This is a genomic window from Maribacter aurantiacus (assembly GCF_005780245.1).
Lineage (GTDB): Bacteria > Bacteroidota > Bacteroidia > Flavobacteriales > Flavobacteriaceae > Maribacter > Maribacter flavus.
Window position 1 is genome coordinate 87,061 of record NZ_VBUK01000006.1, and the last position, 20,288, is coordinate 107,348.

14 protein-coding genes are annotated in these 20,288 nt (G+C 38.0%); 5 read left to right on the forward strand and 9 right to left on the reverse strand.

The features are described 5' to 3' along the window. Nucleotides 1-68 precede the first annotated feature (68 nt). The 4 genes from FEK29_RS11350 (at nt 69) to FEK29_RS11365 (ending at nt 7,157) form a co-directional block, all read left to right on the forward strand. Entirely contained in the window at nt 69-911 is an 843-nt protein-coding gene (locus tag FEK29_RS11350) for a universal stress protein (RefSeq protein WP_138258555.1), read from the forward strand. 407 nt (nt 912-1,318) lie between these two features. Then, on the forward strand, nt 1,319-4,408 hold the full coding sequence (locus tag FEK29_RS11355; protein ID WP_138258556.1) for a hypothetical protein: 3,090 nt from the start codon (nt 1,319-1,321) through the stop codon (nt 4,406-4,408). 2 nt (nt 4,409-4,410) lie between these two features. Next, entirely contained in the window at nt 4,411-5,634 is a 1,224-nt protein-coding gene (locus FEK29_RS11360; RefSeq protein WP_138258557.1) for a hypothetical protein, read from the forward strand. After that, nucleotides 5,631-7,157, forward strand: coding sequence for a glycoside hydrolase family 2 TIM barrel-domain containing protein (locus FEK29_RS11365; protein WP_138258558.1), 1,527 nt, complete (start codon nt 5,631-5,633; stop codon nt 7,155-7,157). Before FEK29_RS11360 ends, FEK29_RS11365 begins: the two co-directional genes overlap by 4 nt. A gap of 51 nt (nt 7,158-7,208) precedes the next feature. On the opposite strand, the gene FEK29_RS11370 is transcribed toward FEK29_RS11365, so the two are convergent. The 3 genes from FEK29_RS11370 to FEK29_RS11380 are packed head-to-tail and all read right to left on the reverse strand — an operon-like array spanning nt 7,209 to nt 10,918. After that, a complete protein-coding gene (locus FEK29_RS11370) occupies nt 7,209-8,438 on the reverse strand; it encodes a glycosyltransferase (RefSeq protein ID WP_138258559.1) in 1,230 nt (409 codons plus the stop codon). A 21-nt stretch (nt 8,439-8,459) separates the two neighbouring features. Continuing rightward, nucleotides 8,460-9,737 carry an oligosaccharide flippase family protein gene (locus FEK29_RS11375; RefSeq protein ID WP_138258560.1) on the reverse strand — a complete coding sequence of 426 codons (1,278 nt, stop codon included), beginning with the start codon at nt 9,735-9,737 and terminating at the stop codon, nt 8,460-8,462. A 38-nt stretch (nt 9,738-9,775) separates the two neighbouring features. After that, nucleotides 9,776-10,918, reverse strand: a complete 1,143-nt coding sequence (locus tag FEK29_RS11380; RefSeq protein ID WP_138258561.1) for a response regulator — start codon at nt 10,916-10,918, stop codon at nt 9,776-9,778. A 587-nt stretch (nt 10,919-11,505) separates the two neighbouring features. Between FEK29_RS11380 and FEK29_RS11385 the strand changes: the two genes are divergently transcribed. Further along, entirely contained in the window at nt 11,506-13,527 is a 2,022-nt protein-coding gene (locus tag FEK29_RS11385) for a tetratricopeptide repeat protein (RefSeq protein WP_240042736.1), read from the forward strand. Between the two features lie 580 nt (nt 13,528-14,107). Here FEK29_RS11385 and FEK29_RS11390 read toward each other — a convergent pair. From FEK29_RS11390 to FEK29_RS11415, 6 genes are read right to left on the reverse strand one after another with little or no spacing between them, the layout of a single operon-like run. Further along, nucleotides 14,108-14,818: a LytR/AlgR family response regulator transcription factor gene (locus tag FEK29_RS11390; RefSeq protein ID WP_138258563.1), complete on the reverse strand. Its 711-nt coding sequence runs from the start codon at nt 14,816-14,818 to the stop codon at nt 14,108-14,110. A gap of 2 nt (nt 14,819-14,820) precedes the next feature. Further along, nucleotides 14,821-15,141 (reverse strand): Hpt domain-containing protein, encoded by a 321-nt coding sequence (locus FEK29_RS11395; protein ID WP_138258564.1) that lies wholly within the window; start codon nt 15,139-15,141, stop codon nt 14,821-14,823. Nucleotide 15,142: 1 nt separating this feature from the next. After that, entirely contained in the window at nt 15,143-16,201 is a 1,059-nt protein-coding gene (locus FEK29_RS11400) for a sensor histidine kinase (protein WP_138258565.1), read from the reverse strand. Next, on the reverse strand, nt 16,201-17,331 hold the full coding sequence (locus FEK29_RS11405) for an FIST signal transduction protein (RefSeq protein WP_138258566.1): 1,131 nt from the start codon (nt 17,329-17,331) through the stop codon (nt 16,201-16,203). The genes FEK29_RS11400 and FEK29_RS11405 overlap by 1 nt, the downstream gene beginning before the upstream one ends. After that, the gene (locus FEK29_RS11410) at nt 17,300-19,702 is read right to left on the reverse strand and encodes a PAS domain S-box protein (RefSeq protein ID WP_138258567.1); all 2,403 of its coding nucleotides are present in this window, start codon (nt 19,700-19,702) and stop codon (nt 17,300-17,302) included. The genes FEK29_RS11405 and FEK29_RS11410 overlap by 32 nt, the downstream gene beginning before the upstream one ends. Continuing rightward, complete coding sequence (locus FEK29_RS11415) at nt 19,695-20,237, reverse strand: heme NO-binding domain-containing protein (RefSeq protein ID WP_138258568.1); 543 nt, start codon at nt 20,235-20,237, stop codon at nt 19,695-19,697. The genes FEK29_RS11410 and FEK29_RS11415 overlap by 8 nt, the downstream gene beginning before the upstream one ends. Nucleotides 20,238-20,288: the final 51 nt, after the last annotated feature.

Here is a 20,288-nt window from a genome sequence, read left to right on the forward strand (position 1 = left end):
GTATGACTTTTATCATGCCCTAATCCAAAAGTTTTGAATAGTTTGTAGGAAACCCAAAAAGTAAACCTATGACCATTCTTTACGCCACAGATTGCAATGAGAACTCGGTATCAGCCTTACGATATGCCCAAAAATTATCGCTTCAGCTGAACGCTCAATTGGTTCTTCTCTATGTGTACGATATTCCACCAGTAGCCGGAAGAACCATTAAAACTGAGGAACAGTTACAGCGTAGCCTCAAAGGAGAAAAATTGGAGCTGTTAACCCGATATTACAGGGAAAACGGGATAAAGGACCAACAAAAACTTTCAATCCACTTTTGGGCCGAATATGGTATTTCGATTGCCGATACCATTTTGGAATACGCCTTAACCTTAAACTGTGAACTTGTACTGGTGGGCATGAAGGACGAACATACCAAGAGAGGGATGTTCTCTGGAAATATTGCCAATAAGCTGCTCAAGAATGTCAATTGCAAATTATTGATCGTACCTAACACCTTTGAATATTCGACCATTACCTCGATTGCCTATGCCACCGATTTTGAGAACGCGGATGTCCGCGCAATTTCTGAATTGAAACAGCTTTTTCCTCACAAAGAAGTTACTGTTAAAATTGTCCATGTGACTACCGATGAAAACACTAAAGAAGGTGAACAAATGGAATGGTTCAAGGAAATCTTGCTTGAAAAAATACCAGGAGAAAGCATATCCTTTCACCTTATTAATGCCCAAACGGTACCCCTTGGGTTAAGGATGTTCATTGGTGATGAAAACTCAAGCATGATTGCATTATTGGAGCGGGAAGAGCAATCAGTTTTCAAAAGACTGTTCCATAAAGATTTGATTAAATCCATGGAATCGCAGATAAAAATTCCTATTCTTTCCATTAATCCTAAATCATTGAATTAATCAATTCAAACTATAGTATATCTATACTACAACCTACTATACTGCAATTGATAGTAAGTATTAGGACAATATATAATTATTAGTACTCCTAAAGCAAATCTGAATTCATGTATACTTTATGGTCTATACAAAAGTTCAACGAAAGATCTACAATGCATTATTTTTTAAATTCATTGCTGTAGGCTTAAGAATTCTAATAAAGTTGGCTTCAACTAAAATGGAATTCTAAGAGTATAGTTTCTAAGTGGGCGTTAATCAAACTACTGATGGTTTAACTTTTCAATTAATCCTCGAAGGCGGATGGTGATTTTCTATAGATGAAAGGTTTTTTTAGATAGACCTATGACTACAAGAAACTACCACAATATATTTACTTTTATATTGTTATATTTTCCTACACCTTTAAAATGAAACAAAGGTCGAATACACTACTAATTCTGGCACTCTTTATTGGGGTGGGCTTTCACGGTTCTAGTATTTTCTTCACACTGGAATCAACCTATGATGCATTGATCCATTTGTTCTTTGCAGACCATTACGCCCAAAGCTGGTTTGAACCCTGGGATTACAGGTGGTATACCGGATTTACGGTACAGTCCTATCCTCCTCTGGTACATCAGACCATAGGCATTTTATCCTATTTAGGCGGTCTTAAATTTGGTATGTTTACGGTGGCCTTGATAGGAATAGTTCTCTTTATTACGGGTGCATACCGGTTTGGACTATTAATTACAGGTGATAGGAAAATCGCAGGGTACACCTCGCTCTTGGCCGTATTCTCATCGACCTTCATTGAAACCTTGCATATTTTTGGGCAATTACCCAGTATTTTGGCCTTATCCATATTACTGCATGCCTTGCCCGAAATATATTTATGGATAAAATCTGGAAAACTAAGGTACTTGGTCACTAGTTTATCGCTAATTGCCGTAACGGTAACCTCCCATCACGTGACACCCATTTTTGGAATGGTATTCTTCATATTTCCACTGATTGCTATGGTGGTTATGGATGCCAGTAAAGATCAAGTACAGTATAATAGGGCTATCACATTCAAGGTTTTCTGGTTTCAATTTAAAAAGCTTTTTTGGCGAATCGTAATTTTTGGATTTGGATCTCTTGTTTTATTTGTTTCCTGTATTCTACCCTATTGGTTGAATTCAAAGAAAAACCCCATTACTCAAGTCCCCATACCCCATGGGTCCAGGGACAATTTTCTAGAGGTTACATCATCGGGTCTGGTTTTCTTTCTTATTCCTTGGGGCATATTGTTGTTTATACTTCCCTATATATTTTATAGGTTTTATAGTAAACGTTACCTTTTCTTTGGCTTGTCCTTTACCATCCTTACAATCTTGGGTACGGGTGGTACTACACCAATACCACGGCTGGCTTTAGGTGAAACCGCATTTAATATTCTAACCTTGGATAGGTTCACGCTTTGGGCAACCATTATGGCGCTTCCCATTTTTGGTGAATTTGTTTTTCGCTTGGTAGAGGGAGATTTAAGAATATACATCCAAGACCGGTTTGGGTCCATCTACCACAAAATTGTTGGTGGATCAATTGCTGGAGGTATTTTGCTCATGGTCGTCTTTACAATGAGTCTAAATTATTTTAGGCCATCGCAGCCACAAAAAATAAACATGCTACCCATCGTAAATTTTTTAGGGCAGGACCAACATAATCAGTGGCGTTACCTACCTCTTGGCTTTGGAGATCAGATGGCTTGGCTATCTGCCCAAACCAATGCCATGACCGTTGATGGTAATTATCATTCGGCCAGAAGACTACCTGAACTTACAACAAGGGCCATTGAACGTTTGGAAAATTCTAAATTTAGGGGTGTTGAAGGTATTGGGTCGTTACAACAATTTTTAACCGTTCCTGAAAAATATAATTTGAAATATATCTTCTCAAATGACAAATTCTATGACCCAATTTTATATTTCTGTGGATGGCAACGCTTGCAACAATTAGAAAACGGTATTATGGTCTGGGAAAAGCTAAATGTTCCACCCATGCCAGCTATTATATCAAAAGAGGACGTTTCCAATTGGTTAAAAATAATGTGGGGCATTGTTCCTTTATTAACCGTTATTGTTGCGTTTATTATTAATATCCAATGGGTCTGGCTACGTGCTTTGAAGTCAAAAAAATTACCTGAAGGTTTGTTTTTGAAGTATGCCGTATCCTATGATAAATTTTCACCCAAAATTGTGTTTACAAGCCATATTTGGGCATTTTTCTTACTAATTGTATTTGCTTATGGTGGATATCAAGCTTATTTGAACCACGCAGAACAAATTGCCCCCAAAAATGTCTTAATGGCCTATTATGACGCACTGGATTTCAAAGAATTTACAAGGGCCTATTCCTATATTGACCCAAATGACCAGGTAAGCCTTTCCCAATATATGTTGGAAGTATCTGTAACTGACGGTATTTTAAGCTCGTATGCCAAATTGGATTCAATTGGCGTAGATATTATTGAAGAATCTGATAATTATGCAAAGGCCAATGTTCATACCCAATGGATTACCCCTTTGGAAAAAATAAAAAAGGATTATGAACACGACCTAATAAAGGAAAATGGTAAATGGTTCATCCATGCCAAAGGTTTTGATAATGATTTACCTCCAGATCAATTCCTATCATCCAATGGCACAAGTTATTTTAATCATGGCAGAAGGCGCATTACCACGCAACAAACAAATCATGAAGATGTATTGAAGCAACCGATACTCGAGATATTAAAGGCAAAGCTGGTAAAATTCGACAACGGATACAGTATCATTGGAGAACTACAAAACGTTGACGATATTCCATCGGATGTGGTTCTTAAAGCCACGCTCTATAATAACGAAAACCAAGAACTGGCAAACTATAATGCAAAATATCAAATGAAGCATAAGTTAATGCCAAAGGAAATAACGAGTTTTAGGGTAGATTTTGAAGGTATAGCCTGGTCCTCCACCAAAGATACCATCCCCCCTACTTTTGACCCCGATGAATTTACACCGGTTTCGCTCTCAGAGCAACCTACAAAATTCAACTTACAGTGCGCCGGTAATTCCGCTACAACAGATCTCTACAAAAGCGTGGCCCTTCAAGAACTCCACATAGAAGAAAATTCAATTAGGGGTACCTTGTTCAATTTTGGTATCCAAGAAGTGACCATACCACAGTTATTGCTCTCCTACTACAATTCTGATAAGGAATTGATATGGGTAGACCATCGTTTTTTAAAGGAAGGGGTCCGCATCCAAAGAAAACAGACTTTCGATTTTTCGTTAAACGACCTAAATGGAATTCAGACCATTAACAACAGTCTTGAAAACTGTTTTGTCAATGGATTACCCAATGCATCTATTTCCAGAAAGATGTTCCCTAACAGGATTCCATCACATCAGGAAAATCTTTTTCAACCTACTCCAGGACGCGGTTTTGATTTTATTAAAGTTGAAGTAAACGGTTACATAGGCAATCCAAGATAGTTTTGAAATTTATAAGGTACATAGCACTGGTAACTATCCTTTTGACAGGATGCAGGGAGAACAAATCACCTGTGGCTATTAATAAAAATGGGTCGTTCCAACTATTGAGCCCAGTTACTGAAGTTGTGGCCGGTCACGCTATTACCGTAAAATTTAGGGCAAACGTAGTCGATGATGTGTATTTACTCTTGAACAATGCAACAGGTTCGACACTTGTGCACCCTATTGTCGAAGGGGATACACTATCGTACACTTTTCCTCCATCATTCAAAAACAAAGCCGGAATTTGCTCATGGAATCTGGTTTACAACGGCTTATCTCACGAGGAGGGGCAATTAAACATACTCCCTAATAATTCGTATCCCGTTTTGGAGACCTATCTGGGCCCAAGAAGCATCTCTGCAGGTAATCAGGATTTCTCTATGTTGGTCATTGCACCCACAGATAGCTATGACAATCCTCTATTGGATAGTACCAGGATAGATTATAGTTTTCAGTTTAAGGCAGCTATTCAGAGCGAGTTCGTTCATACCAAAAATCTTATAGGTTGGGAAAGAATCTTTAGTCCGAAGGAATCCGGACAGATATTGGTGGCCGCATCTTATGATAATGTAAATAGCAAGGAATTCGTGACAAAGGTCTATCCATCCATTCCAACTGATTTTAGGATTTCCTTTGAACGAAACCATAAGTTTGCCGATGGCAATCAACAGATAGCCTTTATAACGGACATCATTAAAGATGAATTTGGAAATGTTATCACAGATGGGACCATGGTTACATTTACCATTAAAAGTTCAGAAAACATGATACTGCAAACAGTGGGCACAACGCTAAACGGAATTGCAAAAGGTAAAATATTACACCCAAATAAAGAACAGCGATGGAACGTGACCGCCTATGTGATTGGTGCTGCGCAGAGCAATACCCTAGTTGTGGATTTTGAAAAAGCTATTGAGAGTTTTGATATCGAAATTTCAAAAGACAGCACTACGGTATTCGTTACGAACATGAAAAGTTTCATGCAACAATTGGTACCGGACGGTATCCCCATTACTATGGTTATCAGCAAACCTAACGGTGAACTTATAGAAACCAAAACAACCACTACCCGCCTTGGTAAAGGTTCTTTTAGCCTTACCAAAGACTTCTTAAAAAAAGGCTCATATAAAATTAGAATTGAAAGTGCCGGTATTAATAAAACTGAAAACTTGGAGATAGAATGAGATTGAACCGTACCATCTACCAAACGTTACTTATTGTGTCTTTTTTGGCACTTAACGCTTTGATCATTTTTGGAATAAGCGCTGTTTGGTCCTATTTAAATTCGGGTGCCGACCGTTCAAAAATGCTCCATCTTCCTGAAAAGCTTACCGCTTCTTACTTACCAAAGGTTCAATGGAATTTGGAATACAGCGAAGGTCGCCCCATTGAGGAACAAACTTTAAATGAAATTGAAAGGGATTATTTAAAGTCTTGGCAAGTAAAAAGTATTGCTCTGGAAACAAATAATCGTTACGGTCTTTCGGATTATTTTACAGACAGTGCCCGTGTAAAATTGTACGATCTAATCGAACTGAACCAATCCCAAAATATAACCATAAAGACAACTTCCATAAAGCATAACCCAAAACTAGAGTTTTATAGTGCAGACGGTAAACTTGCCGTTCTTACCGATTATAATGTGGAGCACTATCAAGAGACCTACCTACAAGATAGACTTCTACATTCCCAAAATTCTACGAACACCTATCAAGTTTTACTTTTATTGGAAGATGGTTTTTGGAGAGTTCGTCATATGGTACAAATGGATGCGGGTAAGAAAAGAAATATAGCCAACACCATACAGAATTTGGATGAAAGTTTGCTCTCCAAAGTAAAAGGTGTCAACTACTACCCAAAGGACCATCCCTGGGATATGTTCGGGAGCAATTTCAAGGACAGCATTATTTACAAGGATTTTAAAAAAATTAAGGATTTAGGCCTTAATTCCATCAGGATTTTCGTGCCTTACGAGTCTTTTGGTAAAGCTGAGGTCGATAGCGTTAAATTGGGTCAACTTTCAACAACCTTGGATATTGCCCAAAAATTTAACCTAAAGGTAATTGTAACGCTATTTGACTTTTACGGGGACTATGGGATACAGGACTGGACCCTGACCCATAGGCATGCGGAGCAAATTGTTGAAGCGCTTAAAAACCATGAAGCCTTGCTAGGTTGGGACCTTAAGAATGAGCCGGATTTGGATTTTGAATCACGTGGTAAATCCAATGTACTAGCATGGCTAAGGAACACTTTGGAAGAAATCAAGGAATGGGATTCTGAGCATCCTATCACCATTGGTTGGTCAAATGCAAAGGCGGCCCAAAACCTGTCGGAAGAGGTTGATTATGTATCGTTTCATTATTATCTCGACCCTGATAATTTTACAGAGGCTTATTCGCTACTTAAAACAGCCGTACCGGATAAACCCATTGTTCTACAAGAATATGGATATTCCTCATATAGTGGCTTTTGGAACGCCTACATGGGATCAGAAAGGAAACAGTCCTCCTATTTTAAGAAAATACAAGAGGGCATTGAATCCCAAGGTATTCCAAGCATTTTTTGGACGTTGTATGATTTTGACCTTGTACCCAATTCCGTAGTGGGCCGATTACCCTGGAGAAAATCCAAACAAAAATATTTTGGCTTATTGGATAAAAATGGCAATCCAAAGGAAGTCGTAAAAGTAATAGTGGATAAATAAAAAAGGAGTGACTAACTGTGGTCAATCCTTTCATTTACAACTAATCAAAAATTAAACCGCCACTTTTTCTTCTTTAGTCAAGTCATTCAATTTAAAACCATTGGCCTTGGCCTTCTGAATGGCCTTAAAGTAATCTATGTACATCTGGGTAATTGAAGACATTGGGAGTGAACATGCAGCATTATAATTGGCCCTACCAAGGCTAACCCTGTATTGTTCGTCATTTAATATCTTCTCGATGGCATTGGCCAAGGAAGACGGATCGTAGGCATCAAAAAACTCACCTCTATATCCTTCTTCTTGAACTAGGGTACTAAGGTCTCCCAAATCTGGAAGAGCTACGGCATTTCCATAACTGCCTGCTTGGTGTAATACCCCTGAACTACCTGTTGTTGAAGTATACGGGAATACGGTTACCGCACTATCGCCAAATAGCATGGGTACATCCTCTTCCGCTACATAGCCTGTAAATGTAAGCTGTTCCACATCATTATATTTCTCCTTGATGGCATCCAGATATCCCGGTGTATTTGGACTATCTGTACCCGCAATTACGATCTCAATGTCTTCGTTGCTTCGCTTTCTTATTAATTCTACGGCATCGATTAGTATTTCGACCTTCTTATAGGTCCCGAACTTACCGAATGCCATAACTTTCTTTGGCCCTAAAGGAAGTTCAAAACTAGGCTCGGGTGGAGTTTCAAAAGATCCGTGTGGGATGAGGGCAACATTGCGTACTTTGTATTTCTCCTCCAAAATACCAACATATTTGCTCATGGTTACGGCGAGAATATCCGAAGAAAGGACGAAGCGCATCAAAGTTGTGCCTATAAGATTATAGGCCCATTGTAAGAATCTATTCTTAGTAAACCCGGCATTTTCCAAATCAACTTTCTCCAAAATATTGTGTAGCAGCGAAATTGTTGGTATTCCCCTGGTCTTACAGATAAATGGAAGCATTAACCCCAATGCCGCAGGAACCTTCTTGTCCCCAAATTTTAAAAACTGAAGATTAAAAAGTACCGCATCTGGTTTTGATTGGGAAATAGCCTTATTGATGGTATATATATTTTTGTAACTATTAAATTTCCAACATTCCTTTACTGTTATCTTACAACCTTCCTCCTCAAAATCAATTTCCTTAGGTTGTTGGGTATAATCTGTAATCAAGATAAGCTCTGTCACTTCTTGCTGAAGCCTAAAGTGCTTCACCAAATAATAGCCATATTCGGTCAAGGTTACTTTACTAGGGGGGTACGCGGTAACGATTGCTAGTTTCATAGGGTTTTCAAATATTTCTGTTTATACTTCTTTTGTATTTATATCGTTGTCCCGACGGGACGCACTTGTTTTATTGGATGCAAAAAAGAATAGTATTTGAGCAAACAACAAAATCAACATTGCAAGGATTTGAACATGCACTACCATTGCCAAATCTGAGTGAAAAAAGGTAATCAAAAATACCTGTGACAATCCCAATACTCCAGAAAGTATTACAGGTATATACTGATTCAAGGATAGAAAATAGTAGGCAAAGATATTGGATACGGCAAAGAGCGACGTGGCCAGCGCATATTTCCATAGTAGACCTGAAATAGGGAGGTAGGACTCACCGAACATTACTGTAATAATGAACTCAGGCATCAAAGAACAGGCAATTACTATGGTTGCTGATAAAGCACCAATCAACAATACATATCTTAATAGGACAGGTTTGGTAGGCTCACCATCCTTTTGCTTTTGTATTACCGTAGGCATCAATAGCATTACGAACATCCAAGCCACAAAATATACCACCCTACCAATTAAGGCCAAGGATGAATAGAGACCTGCCTTATAATTATCAAAATAATGCTTGACCAACAAGATGTCACTATTATTGATTATTATCTGGGTAAGTTCATAACCCGCAGTAAGGCCAATGAACACCCAAACCTCCCTAAGCTGTGTACTTGTAAGGTGAAAATTAGACCTGAAATTGGCCATTTTTATTCCGGATGGAAATAAACCAAAACAAAAGGATAATCCAATACCTAATGCTATTACAATCCCAGACTCGAAAGGCAAAAGCCATAAGGCAATGAATGTCAAAAGTAACCTACTCCACATCTCTGTCTGGTAGGTAGCTGCCAACTTGCCAAATTCCTGACGCCCTTGAAATCTCCCCCTATTGACACTCATTAGAAAATAAAGCGGCACGGCCAACCCAAAAAGAACAAAGATTAGTGAACTACGAGTTTGGAAAATATCTTGTAACTGACTGGAAAACAATATGATTAATACCCCGAATGTAATACCAAAAAAGGCGGCATACCTATACATGGTGTTCTTAAAGGCGATCCAAACATCACCTGAATAAACCACGGCAAATTTTGTCGTGGCCAATTGAAAGGTCATTCCTATAAATGAAAGCACCAATAATAACGTTACCAACAGGGCGGCATCCGCAAAAGCACCGGGTCCCAGGATCCTACCCAAAAGCAAATTGTAGAGATAATTTCCACCATTTACCAAAATGGCACTTATCATGAACATTTGTTGGGGCGAAACCTTTTTTAAAACCAGTTTGACGGAGGTCATTAATATTGTTGTATTGGGATGAATATTGAAGGTAGTTCCTATCTATACGAAATGGCTATTTTGGCTAATTGCCCCACAATCTTAACAGAATCCTTCATGGACAATTTGGAACCGTCTGCGTGAATCCAACGTTTTAATGGCTGTTCACAAATCATTTCCTTGGCTTTGGTTTTACCAAAATGCTTTCTTATCCTCATAAAGATTTCCACATCGAACAGCCATCTTGTTATAAAAGGTTTTTCAAACAATAAAGGGACCAAGGAACTCTTCATGACCTTGGCTCCGCATTGGGTATCGTTAAAAGGCATTCTTAATATGGTCCTGATAATTAGGTTAATGGTCATACTTATGATTTTTCTGGCAGACTCCTTGGTAATATTGGCCCCCATCCTACTCATTCTTGAACCACTCACTATTTCAAAATCTGATTGATCAAGCGTTTCCACCAAATCATCAAAATCCCTAAAATCTGTGGAAAGATCCGCATCTAAAAAGCCAATACAATCCAATTGCTGATCTTTGGCCAGGTGTAGCATACCTTGGCGAACAGCTTCAGCCTTACCACCATTTTTCTCACAGTCAAATACGCTTATATTATTGTCACTTTCTTCTTCTAGCTTCCTAAGCACTTCCAGAGTATTGTCCGTACTCCCGTCGTTAACAAAACAGAGATGGTAACCAAGGTTTTTATGGGCAAAGTCCTTGAATTCCTCACTCAATAATCGTTCTTCTTCATTATAACAGGGAATTACAACACCTACACAGTTCTTTTGTAAAATCCTGCTATCGTTTTTATGGGAGGTCGTGGTGGTTTCAATATTGGGCGCTCCTATAATTCGCTTTACCCTGGCGGCCATTTCATCCAAACTAATAGGCTTTTTCATGTAATCATCGATACCCAGTGTAAATCCAGAAATAATTGTTTCCTCTTGCGTATTACCAGACATTACCATTACAGGCACATCTTTCTTGGAATTTGTCTTTATCCGTTTTACGATGTCTAGACCAGACATGTCGGGCATATTGATATCGACAAGGACAAGGTCTGGTTCAAAAGAATTGAACAATGCAATACCCTTTTCACCAGAATCGGCTATCATTACAGTATATCCTAATTCCTTTAACATCCTTTCAACGGAAAGAAGAATTAGTTGTTGGTCATCAATCGCAAGAACTTTCATAATTTTAAAAGGTAATATTTAACTTACATTTAACGTAGTATTTTTCAAATATTTTATTTCATGTTATTTTTTCGTTGAAATACTACTTCACCATGGCTTTAGAGGACTAATTAAAAAAAGTTTAAGGGTAAGGCCATTCAAAACACTCTCATTTAGTATAACCCATCAAATTAGTATTAGTATCCAAAAGCCTTTGGGCTACCTTCTAATCAGGCACAAATAATTTAAAATGATGCTAATCTTATTTGGAGCCCTTCTTTTTCATAACATCTAAATAAGCTTACCACCCTTATGCATTAAGTATTTATTTCTTCAATTGCTGGTTTCACTGGGTACTTTATTGTATAGTATCCTTTATTTTCTTCCACAAATATTCAGTTTCTTGATGTCTCAAATTCCTCAGCTTAGGTGGTTAATCCATAAGTATAGACCAATGGTAAATAACTTACTTCCAAAGTAAATCCTGGCATTATAATTTTATAACACCCTAACACACAAATAAAATAAGATTATCCACGTTAGGTATTAACAGTATAAATCTTACAATTTAAATGATTCGGAAATTATTCATATTTATTGTTGTTTTCATGACATTTACTTTTCTGCATTCACAAATGACAGAAGGGTTTACCTATCTGGAGAATGGAGATTTTGAAAAGGCCGAGGCATTCTTTTTCGATTATTTAAAAACAAACCCCAACAACAAAACGGCAAAACTCTGTTATGCCAGAGCAGTTGGATTAAGTGGGGAACCTGAGAAAGCTACTTCGTTATTTAAAGACCTGTTGACAGAATATCCTGAGGATTTTGAAATACTGATAAACTACAACGAATCCTATTTATGGTCTAAGGAATATGAGCAGGCCAAACCACTATATGAGAGTCTCCTGAAAAAGTATCCCAAGGAATTTGGGGCTGTGTTAGGTTATGCGAATACCTTGAGTAACCTTAAGCAGTACGAAATCGCCCTCGAGTGGATTGAGAAAGCCATAGCATTGGATTCGACCAATAGAAGTGCCAGAACATCCAGAAAATATATAAGGCTAGGTTATGCCAATGAATTTGTAAATAACCAAGAATATGATAAGGGAGAGAAATTAATCCACCATATTTTTGAAGATTTTCCAGAGGACAAAGACGCACTTCTAAATCTAGCCAACCTATATCTCATAACCAAGGAAGTGGACCTTGCCAAAGCTACTTATTGGAGATACGCCACAACCCAGAAGGATACCATAATAGCGCGCAATGGAATTAGTCTTGCCGAACACATTGGAGAAAAGGACAAAGAAGCCCTTAAGGTAGCAACCCGCAACCTGACCGAAGTAAAAAATATTTACGATTTTGAATTAACGGAACGCACCAATGACCGTTACATACAGGCGTTGATTTGGAATGGGAAATTTCCGAAGGCCAAAAAGGAAATACGGGTACTGGAAGAAAAATATGGCACCAGGGACTGGCTTTCTGCCTTAAAGGCAACCTTAGGCCTTTACACGGGAGACCCCAAAAGTAGTATTGCCCATTATGATGCCATTCTGCAAAATGACAGCGCCTCGTTCGATGGTAATTTAGGTAAGGCCAATGCTTTATTTGCCGCAGACAAAATTATGCCAGCATACCAAATGGCATTCAAAACCCTTGATTATTATAAAAATCAAAAAGATGCCCTAGGATTTATAGAAAAGTTGGACCTGATGCATCTTCCAAATATTCAGGAACATGGGGCTTTCTCTTTTGATAATGGTAAAAACCAAGCTTATTTTACCAATACTACTGTAGAAATCCCTTGGTCCACAAAATTTAGGACACATCTGTCATACATGTATAGAAGTACCCAGAATACAGCAAGTGGCAATGAAGCTAGTTCCCATGTTTTACTTGCAGGTCTCCAATATAAACTGCTACCCAAGACAAACGTTATGCTGGCAATGGGCGTCAATAACAGTATTTCTATGAACGATAGGTATTCACAGCCTTTAATCGATGCGCAATTACAGCTTCAACCCTTTAAACTGCAAAATCTGAACCTAGGTTATCAACGGGAAATCCAAAACTTCAATGCAGATCTTATAGAAAGGGAAATCGTTCAAAACCACTACGGACTCAATTACAATTTAGGGACCAACTTTAATCTAGGATGGTATACCCAAGCTATGTATACCCTTCAGAGTGATGAAAATGTTAGGAGTCTATTATTCACCTCGTTGTACTATACCTTACTTAAAAAACCAGCGCTCAAAATGGGTGTAAACTATCAGTACATTACTTTTAAGGACCAAGTACCCATAGTTTATTTTAGTCCGGAACAGTACCAAGCATTTGAAGTCTTTGTCGATGTACGCGAGGAGTTTTCCGAAAAATTGGATTTCATGGCAAGTGCCGCAACTGGTATCCAAAAGGTAGAGGAAGACCCAGATACCAATATTTTTAGGGCAGAGCTTGGGCTGCAATATGAGGTATCCAACTACTTTAATCTTAAAATCTATGGGAAATATAGCAACATAGCATCTGCAACTGCAGCAGGTTTTGAATTCTCAGAGGTGGGCCTCAAATTCAAATGGATGTTCACAAAACAACCGTTATACCAAAAAAGTGTTGGCCAGTAGTACTTTTTAGAATGCTTTGATTACTAACAATTGTCATAGAAGTTTAATGCAACGCAGTTCCTTAACCTACAACTTAATTCTTGTCTTTGAAATAAATTGGACCTGTATCACTGGTATATTCTACCAACAAAGTGGCCCTAGGTCATACCAAACTTTAAAAAAGTAAGGGTTACGTTTGCTAGCAATAACTATTTTATAATGTGTAGTTTTTTAAATTTGACAAAAATCTACTTGGGAATCTTGCTCAAAATTTGAAGTTTTCTGGAATCTTGGTCTAAAAGGTCATTAAGCAAGCACTATTTTCTTTAAGAAAAGGATCCTAAGCTTCTTATATCAAAAGAAATTTAAATCAAGCCTATTAAGGACAGTGTAATATTTAACACAACTATGGATAACATTCATTTTTAAGTCGATATAAGTTTCTTCATTGCCGCTATTATTAATACTATAGTTTCCATAATTTGATGATTTGAATTAATTATAATAAGCTTCCAATGGTAGAACTTTTTTAGTGTTGAAGTCTTAAGGTATAGACAGTTGATATCTTTTCTTGGTTGGATACTAAGAAATTAAGGAAAACTTACAAGAGGTTGAGCCTACGCATTAATTCAGGACGATTTGAGCGGCTTATTGGTACTACATTTTTTTCAATAAGAACACTATTATCTTCAATATCAATAATTTTAGTAAAATTAATTATATAAGACCTGTGGATTTGCAGAAACAGCTTGTCCGGTAATTTTTCCTTAATTTTCTTTAAAGTATTATGTACCCTAAAACCCTCCTTTTCAGTTTTTATATCGATATAATCCCCTTTCGCCTCGATCACTAAAATCTCGTGGAACTTTAATTTGATTAACCTGCGGTCTATGTTAATGTAGAGGTCTTCACCTACCGAGGTTTCTTCCGTTCTTTCAGGGCTATTCTTAGGTTGCTGGACCAACGTGTTTTTTACCTTTTGAATGCACTTTTCAAACCGTTCCAAAGTAATAGGTTTTACCAAATAATCAACGATACATTCATATTCATAGGCGGCTATGCCAAACTGGGTATCTGAAGTTGTCAATACAATCTTTGGTGGGCTTTTTAAGGTTTGTACAAAATCGACCCCACTAAAACCGGGCATATGTATATCCAAAAATACAATATCTATGTCCTGATGGTTTAAAAACTTGATGGCTTCAATGGCATTGTCAAACTCTTCGATGACATCAATGTTCGGCAAATTAGAACACAATTTTCTAACTATGGCCCTTGCCGCAACTTCATCATCAATTATAATGCAATTCATACTCAAATTATGTCTAAGTAGGTCTCCACTTTTTTTAGGATGGATTTAAATTCAGTTTCAGAGTGGGTACGCCCCTCCAATAGCTCCTTTTCATACCTTACCGCTACTTCGTAAGAATTATGAAGTCCTAATATATTAAACTTATGCTTAATCTTATGAACAATGTCCGCTGTCTGTTTTAACCTAGCGTTTTCAACATGATCGTAATACACTTCCTTTTCCAAAGGAAATTCTTCCTTTAAAATAGTAATAAATTGTTGTTTAAAATCCATATCGTCCCCGGAGAGCTGGTTGATGTATTCTAGGTTAGGCTGTTCTGTCATATCATTTCTTTAATGTAAAATAAAAAGTTGTTCCCCTATCCTCTTCGGATTCCAAACAAATTTCACCTTCATACAGTTCAATGATTTTCTTTACAATGGCTAAGCCTATTCCTGTGGAAAGAACATCATTTTCCAATTTTTTGAACATTTCAAAAACTCCTTCTTGATGGTACTTTGGTATGCCCTTTCCGTTGTCTGCAATGCTGAACTTCCAAAAAGTGTCATCCGGTTCATAGTTTATGGAAATAATCCCATTTTCTTTGTCTTCGGTAGCCTTGACCGCATTTGTTATCAAATTCATGAACAATTGTTCCAATCTTTCTTTTTCGAAAGTCATGGTAGGGAGCTCTTCGCCAAACGTAAGAGAAACATTTTCAGGAATATAAATAGTACGTTGAATTTCTTCAAGAAGATTCCTCAGTTCAAAGGATACTGGCTGTTCCTGGGTTTGGCCCAAAGTAGCATGTTTTAGGATTCCCGATATTAATTTGTCCATCTTCTCCAGATTCTGGGATACTAAAGAGCAGTTGTTTTTACTTATATCCGAAAACTTTTCCTTCTCCTCGTCCACAATCCAGCTCATGAGGGCGTTTATATTTCGAATGGGGGATTTTAGATCATGGGAGACCATTTGGGCATAGTTATTCAAAGATTTATTCTGTTCCTCCAAATCCTTTAAAAGCCTATCCTTTTCTGTGGTCATGTCTGACATACGTAAGGCCAGGTCACTAATATTCTTGGCCAAATATTCTGCGTTAAATCCATGCTCTCCCTCTGTGAACAATACCTCCTTCTCCTGTAGATTCTTACTTAAACTTTCAATGGCACTTTCTAGGTCCGTCAAAATTGCCTTTTGACGAACGGCCTCTTTCTCCAGCCTTTGATTGGCCTCGAACAATTCTTCTGAACTTATGGTAGACGCCCTTTGTAGCATGTAAAATTTCTCGTCGAAATTTTCATATGATTTCTGGACAGCATCCAAAAATTGGGTCATTTCCTCAGTAAGGTGCTCTTCATTAGGTAAATATTTACGTAATTGTCTCTTTAACAAGGAGTGCATTATTCGCTAAATAAGGTTAGTGTCATCGTTTGATTGTGAAGCTTACAGGAGTTATTTTGACTAAAGGGTGCCAATTCTCCATAAGAATAAAATCCGCCAATATAGGCATCACCACCAATTACGGACTTAACTTCCTCTATCTCTTCTTCCGTTCTTTGGTCCATGACTAATTTTCTGCCAATACAGCTGACCAAAAGGGCAAGTTCTGGAGATTTCAATCTATCCTTCATTGCCAACCTCCCGGCCTCATTGGCTCCATTAGCGATATCATCTACTGAGGACATCATCAATTGTACCTTGGAGCCCTGGGGTACGTCACCGGCCAAGGTCATGGTATTTTCCTTTTCATCTATATTTAAAATTGTCCTAACAATAGGTTCTGCATTTTCTGATGTCTTCACGCTTAATGGATACAAAAGGGCCGACTTGGGAAGATCCTTTGCCTTCTTACCCAAATACTTTACATATAGGTCCAAGGCAGGTTTACCATCCAGTTCAAAAAGTAAATTTCCCTGGGATCGTGTAATTATTCGCTGTGGCCCAAAAGGGGTCCATCCCCCATAATTGGCACTGGTCACCTCCAAGGTTTCACCATAAAATCCAATACCCACGATTTCACCCTCTTTTGGAGGTTCATTATACGAAGCCAACGTTCGTTCAAAACGATCGTCATCACCACATAATCCGCCCGAAAGACTTACACCAATTTCTTTTCCGTTCTCCAAACCAGTAATTAGTGCACTGCCATTGACACTACTACCGTCAGAAATGATAAACACATGTTTTAATCCTTCTTTGGGAAACTCCTTGATCAAACTATTGCCCAATGCTATTTCATCGTTTTGGTAGGTCTTCAGATTTTTGGATTTGACCAAAAAACTACTTTTCTCAAACTCTATGGCTGTCAGTACTACAGATTCCTCCATAACGGTATCATCCATAATTTCACCACTAGTACTTCCAAAGACCAAATGTCCATCCGGAAACAAATCTCTTATTTCTTCGTAAATAGTTCCATTTTCCAAAATAAACCTATTGCCAAAAACCAACACCAAAGGCCTGGTCAAGTATTTCTTATTATTAAACTCAAAAGGGTTGTTATGCCTTTTTATTGCCTGTACAATTTTCATCTGATTGACTTACTAAACTTCTTTTAATCGTAAAATGGAAATCCGTTCCTTTCCCCACTTCACTTTCTACCCAAACGTCACCCTCATACCGATCCACGATCTTCTTAACAATGGACAATCCTATGCCGGTAGATCTTTCATTGTTCCCTATAGATTGAAAAATCTTAAAGATTTTTTTATGGAATTTTTCCGGAATTCCTACACCATTATCTTTAATGGAAAACTCCCAGAAATCATCATATTCACTTGCAGTAACCTCAACAACACCCACCTTCTTTTCAATATGAACCACTGCATTGCCAATGATATTTTGAAAAAGTTGGTACATTTTTGTTCTATCCGCTTGTATTACTGGTAATTTTTCAGGAACACTTATAGTAACATGTTCAGGGATATAAATAGTTTCCCTAATCTCCGATACCACTTCATTGAGGTTTACCGTTGAACTATCCAGTTCAGAACTATTGGCTGTGGAATATTCTAGGATGCCATGAATCAATTTATCCATGGAAGCCACTTTTTCCTGCATCATCTGTAAATTCTGTTTACCACCTTCATCCAGAATATCCTTGTAATCTTCATACAACCAAGTGGCTAAGGAACTAATACTTCTCAGGGGGGATTTTAGGTCGTGCGATACAATATGAGCGTATTCCTGCAATCCGGTATTGCTTATTTCCAATTCCTTTAAAAGTTTTTCCTTTTGGAACTCCAAGTTCTTTTGATCCGTAATATCCAAGTGAATCCCTATCGATCCAATGACAGTCCCGGATTCATTATATCTTGGTGCCCCGCTGATGAGCCAATGCCTATTTCTACCATCCTTGCTTTGCACCTCTATTTCATAGGAATCCGATGCTCCGGACAAACGTCTCTTATTTTTGGAAGGAATTAATTCCTTATTGGAAACCTGTAAGATATCCCTGGCAACCTTGCCCACTAGTTCATGCTCCCTAAAACCACTCATTTGGCAAAAACTTTGGTTCACCATCTGAATAACATCATTATTGTCCACTTCCACAAGACCAAGGTTCATATTGGCAATAATGCTACTATACTTCTCCCTTTGGGCCTCTAGATTCTTTTTATAATTTTTTCCGATGGTAACGTCATGATATGCCCATAGATGCCCTTTGTAAATACCGTCATTGTAAATTGGAATATAATCCCTTTCAAGAATCCTACCATCGATCAACTCAAGCTCATCCGAAAGAACGATCTCCCTCTGTTCTAGTATTTCCTCTATTCGTTTTACGAATGTGTCGGGGTTTTTAAAGTAAACCTTGCTCTGTTCTGCTGATTCGCTGCAATCCGCTCCTTTCAAATCTTCCGGATTTGCGGGAATGTTGAAAAGGTTACAGAACATTTTGTTGGTAAGTGCAATTTTTCGATCCTCATTCTCCAATAAAACTCCAGAATGTAGATTGGAGATTAGGGTGGAAAGTCTACTCTCCGATGACTTCAATTCCATTTCGGCCTTTCGCTCCTTTGAAATGTCCTCAATAATACCTACCTGATAATTTATCTCCCCTTGATGGTTGGTCACGGCATTCATTCTGGTCTTGGTCAAAATGAACGACCCATCCTTTTTAAAGAATTTTTTAATGGCGGTAAACTCCTCCAAGATACCTTCGTTCATTTGATCGAGAAGCATACATGAATCCGATTGTTCCTCCGGGGCGGATATATCCTTCAAGGAAATATGCATGAGCTCATGATGGGAATACCCTAACATCTGCATGAATGTTTCGTTGGCCTTGATTATTTTATTGTCCTTCGCCAGCAGAATACCTAAAGGGGAGTTTTCCACGATTATGTCCAATTGCTTTTTCTGTTCCCCAAGCAATTCCTTTACTTCCATCTCCCCGGTAATATCCCTAATGATACCTTGAGCCGCAATTGGTTTTCTTTGGCTATTGAAAATGAGACTGGCATTAATTTGAACCCAAATTTCCATCTCTTGGGATATAATGATTTTCGCCCTATAGTTTTTTAAGGTGCCCACCTCTAATAAAGACTGCATGGATTCCAAGGTATATTGTTGAAAATCTGGGTGTATAAAACGTGCCAGATTTACATTCTCTTTGGTGTGGTCTTTTTGCAACAGTTCCTTCGCGGAAGTGTTCATATTGATAACATTGAACTGCAGATCCATGAGTACGTATGGATCTAAAATGTTCATGAAAACACCATCTAATTCTGATGTTTTTTCGCTTAAAAGATTTTCCAATTTGTTATTGGTCTCCTTTAAATGACGCGTTACGTCATAAAGCTCCTTGGATTTGTTTTCTAGAATTCTCTCTGCCTGTTGACGTGCTTTCTTTTGCCGTTCAAGGGCTTTTTTAAGAAGATTGATTTCCTTATTATCCATTTTGGACAATCTTAAATTTTACTTGGGTTCCATCCTCTTTTAGTAGTTCATAAGTTACATCTGCCTTACCGTTAAAATGCTCAAAGGTCTTTTCTATTAGACCATGGGCTAGACGATAAAGGCCTCTTGAAGAGGTATAGATCATTGTTAAGGAACTATCTGTCTTTTCTAGAATTTTGAAGGAAGGCAACTCTGCATCTGGATACAGTTTTTTTACATGTACATGTATATGATCCTCAATGGAGTAAAGCAACCCCAAGGGACTATTGTAGTTTTGTATTACCTCTGGGTGGGCTCTGCCCAAGCTCGAAAAAAGATAATGGCCAAAAGTGTATATTAGGTCACCAGAGGGCACATTAACCTCTTTACTCAAAGCAGTAATAAGGCTGACCATTTCATTAAATTCGTAAGTTGCAATGGATGTATACACACCCTCGGACGGTAGATTGGATTTTTCTATGATTGAGTCCACTACCTCAAGTCCATAAGCATTCTCTACCATTTCCAAAAACTCTGTAAAAACAATTCCTTTCATGTTGCTGAATAATTCAGGTTAAATGTAAGAAAAGTAATACGTGCCGCTAAA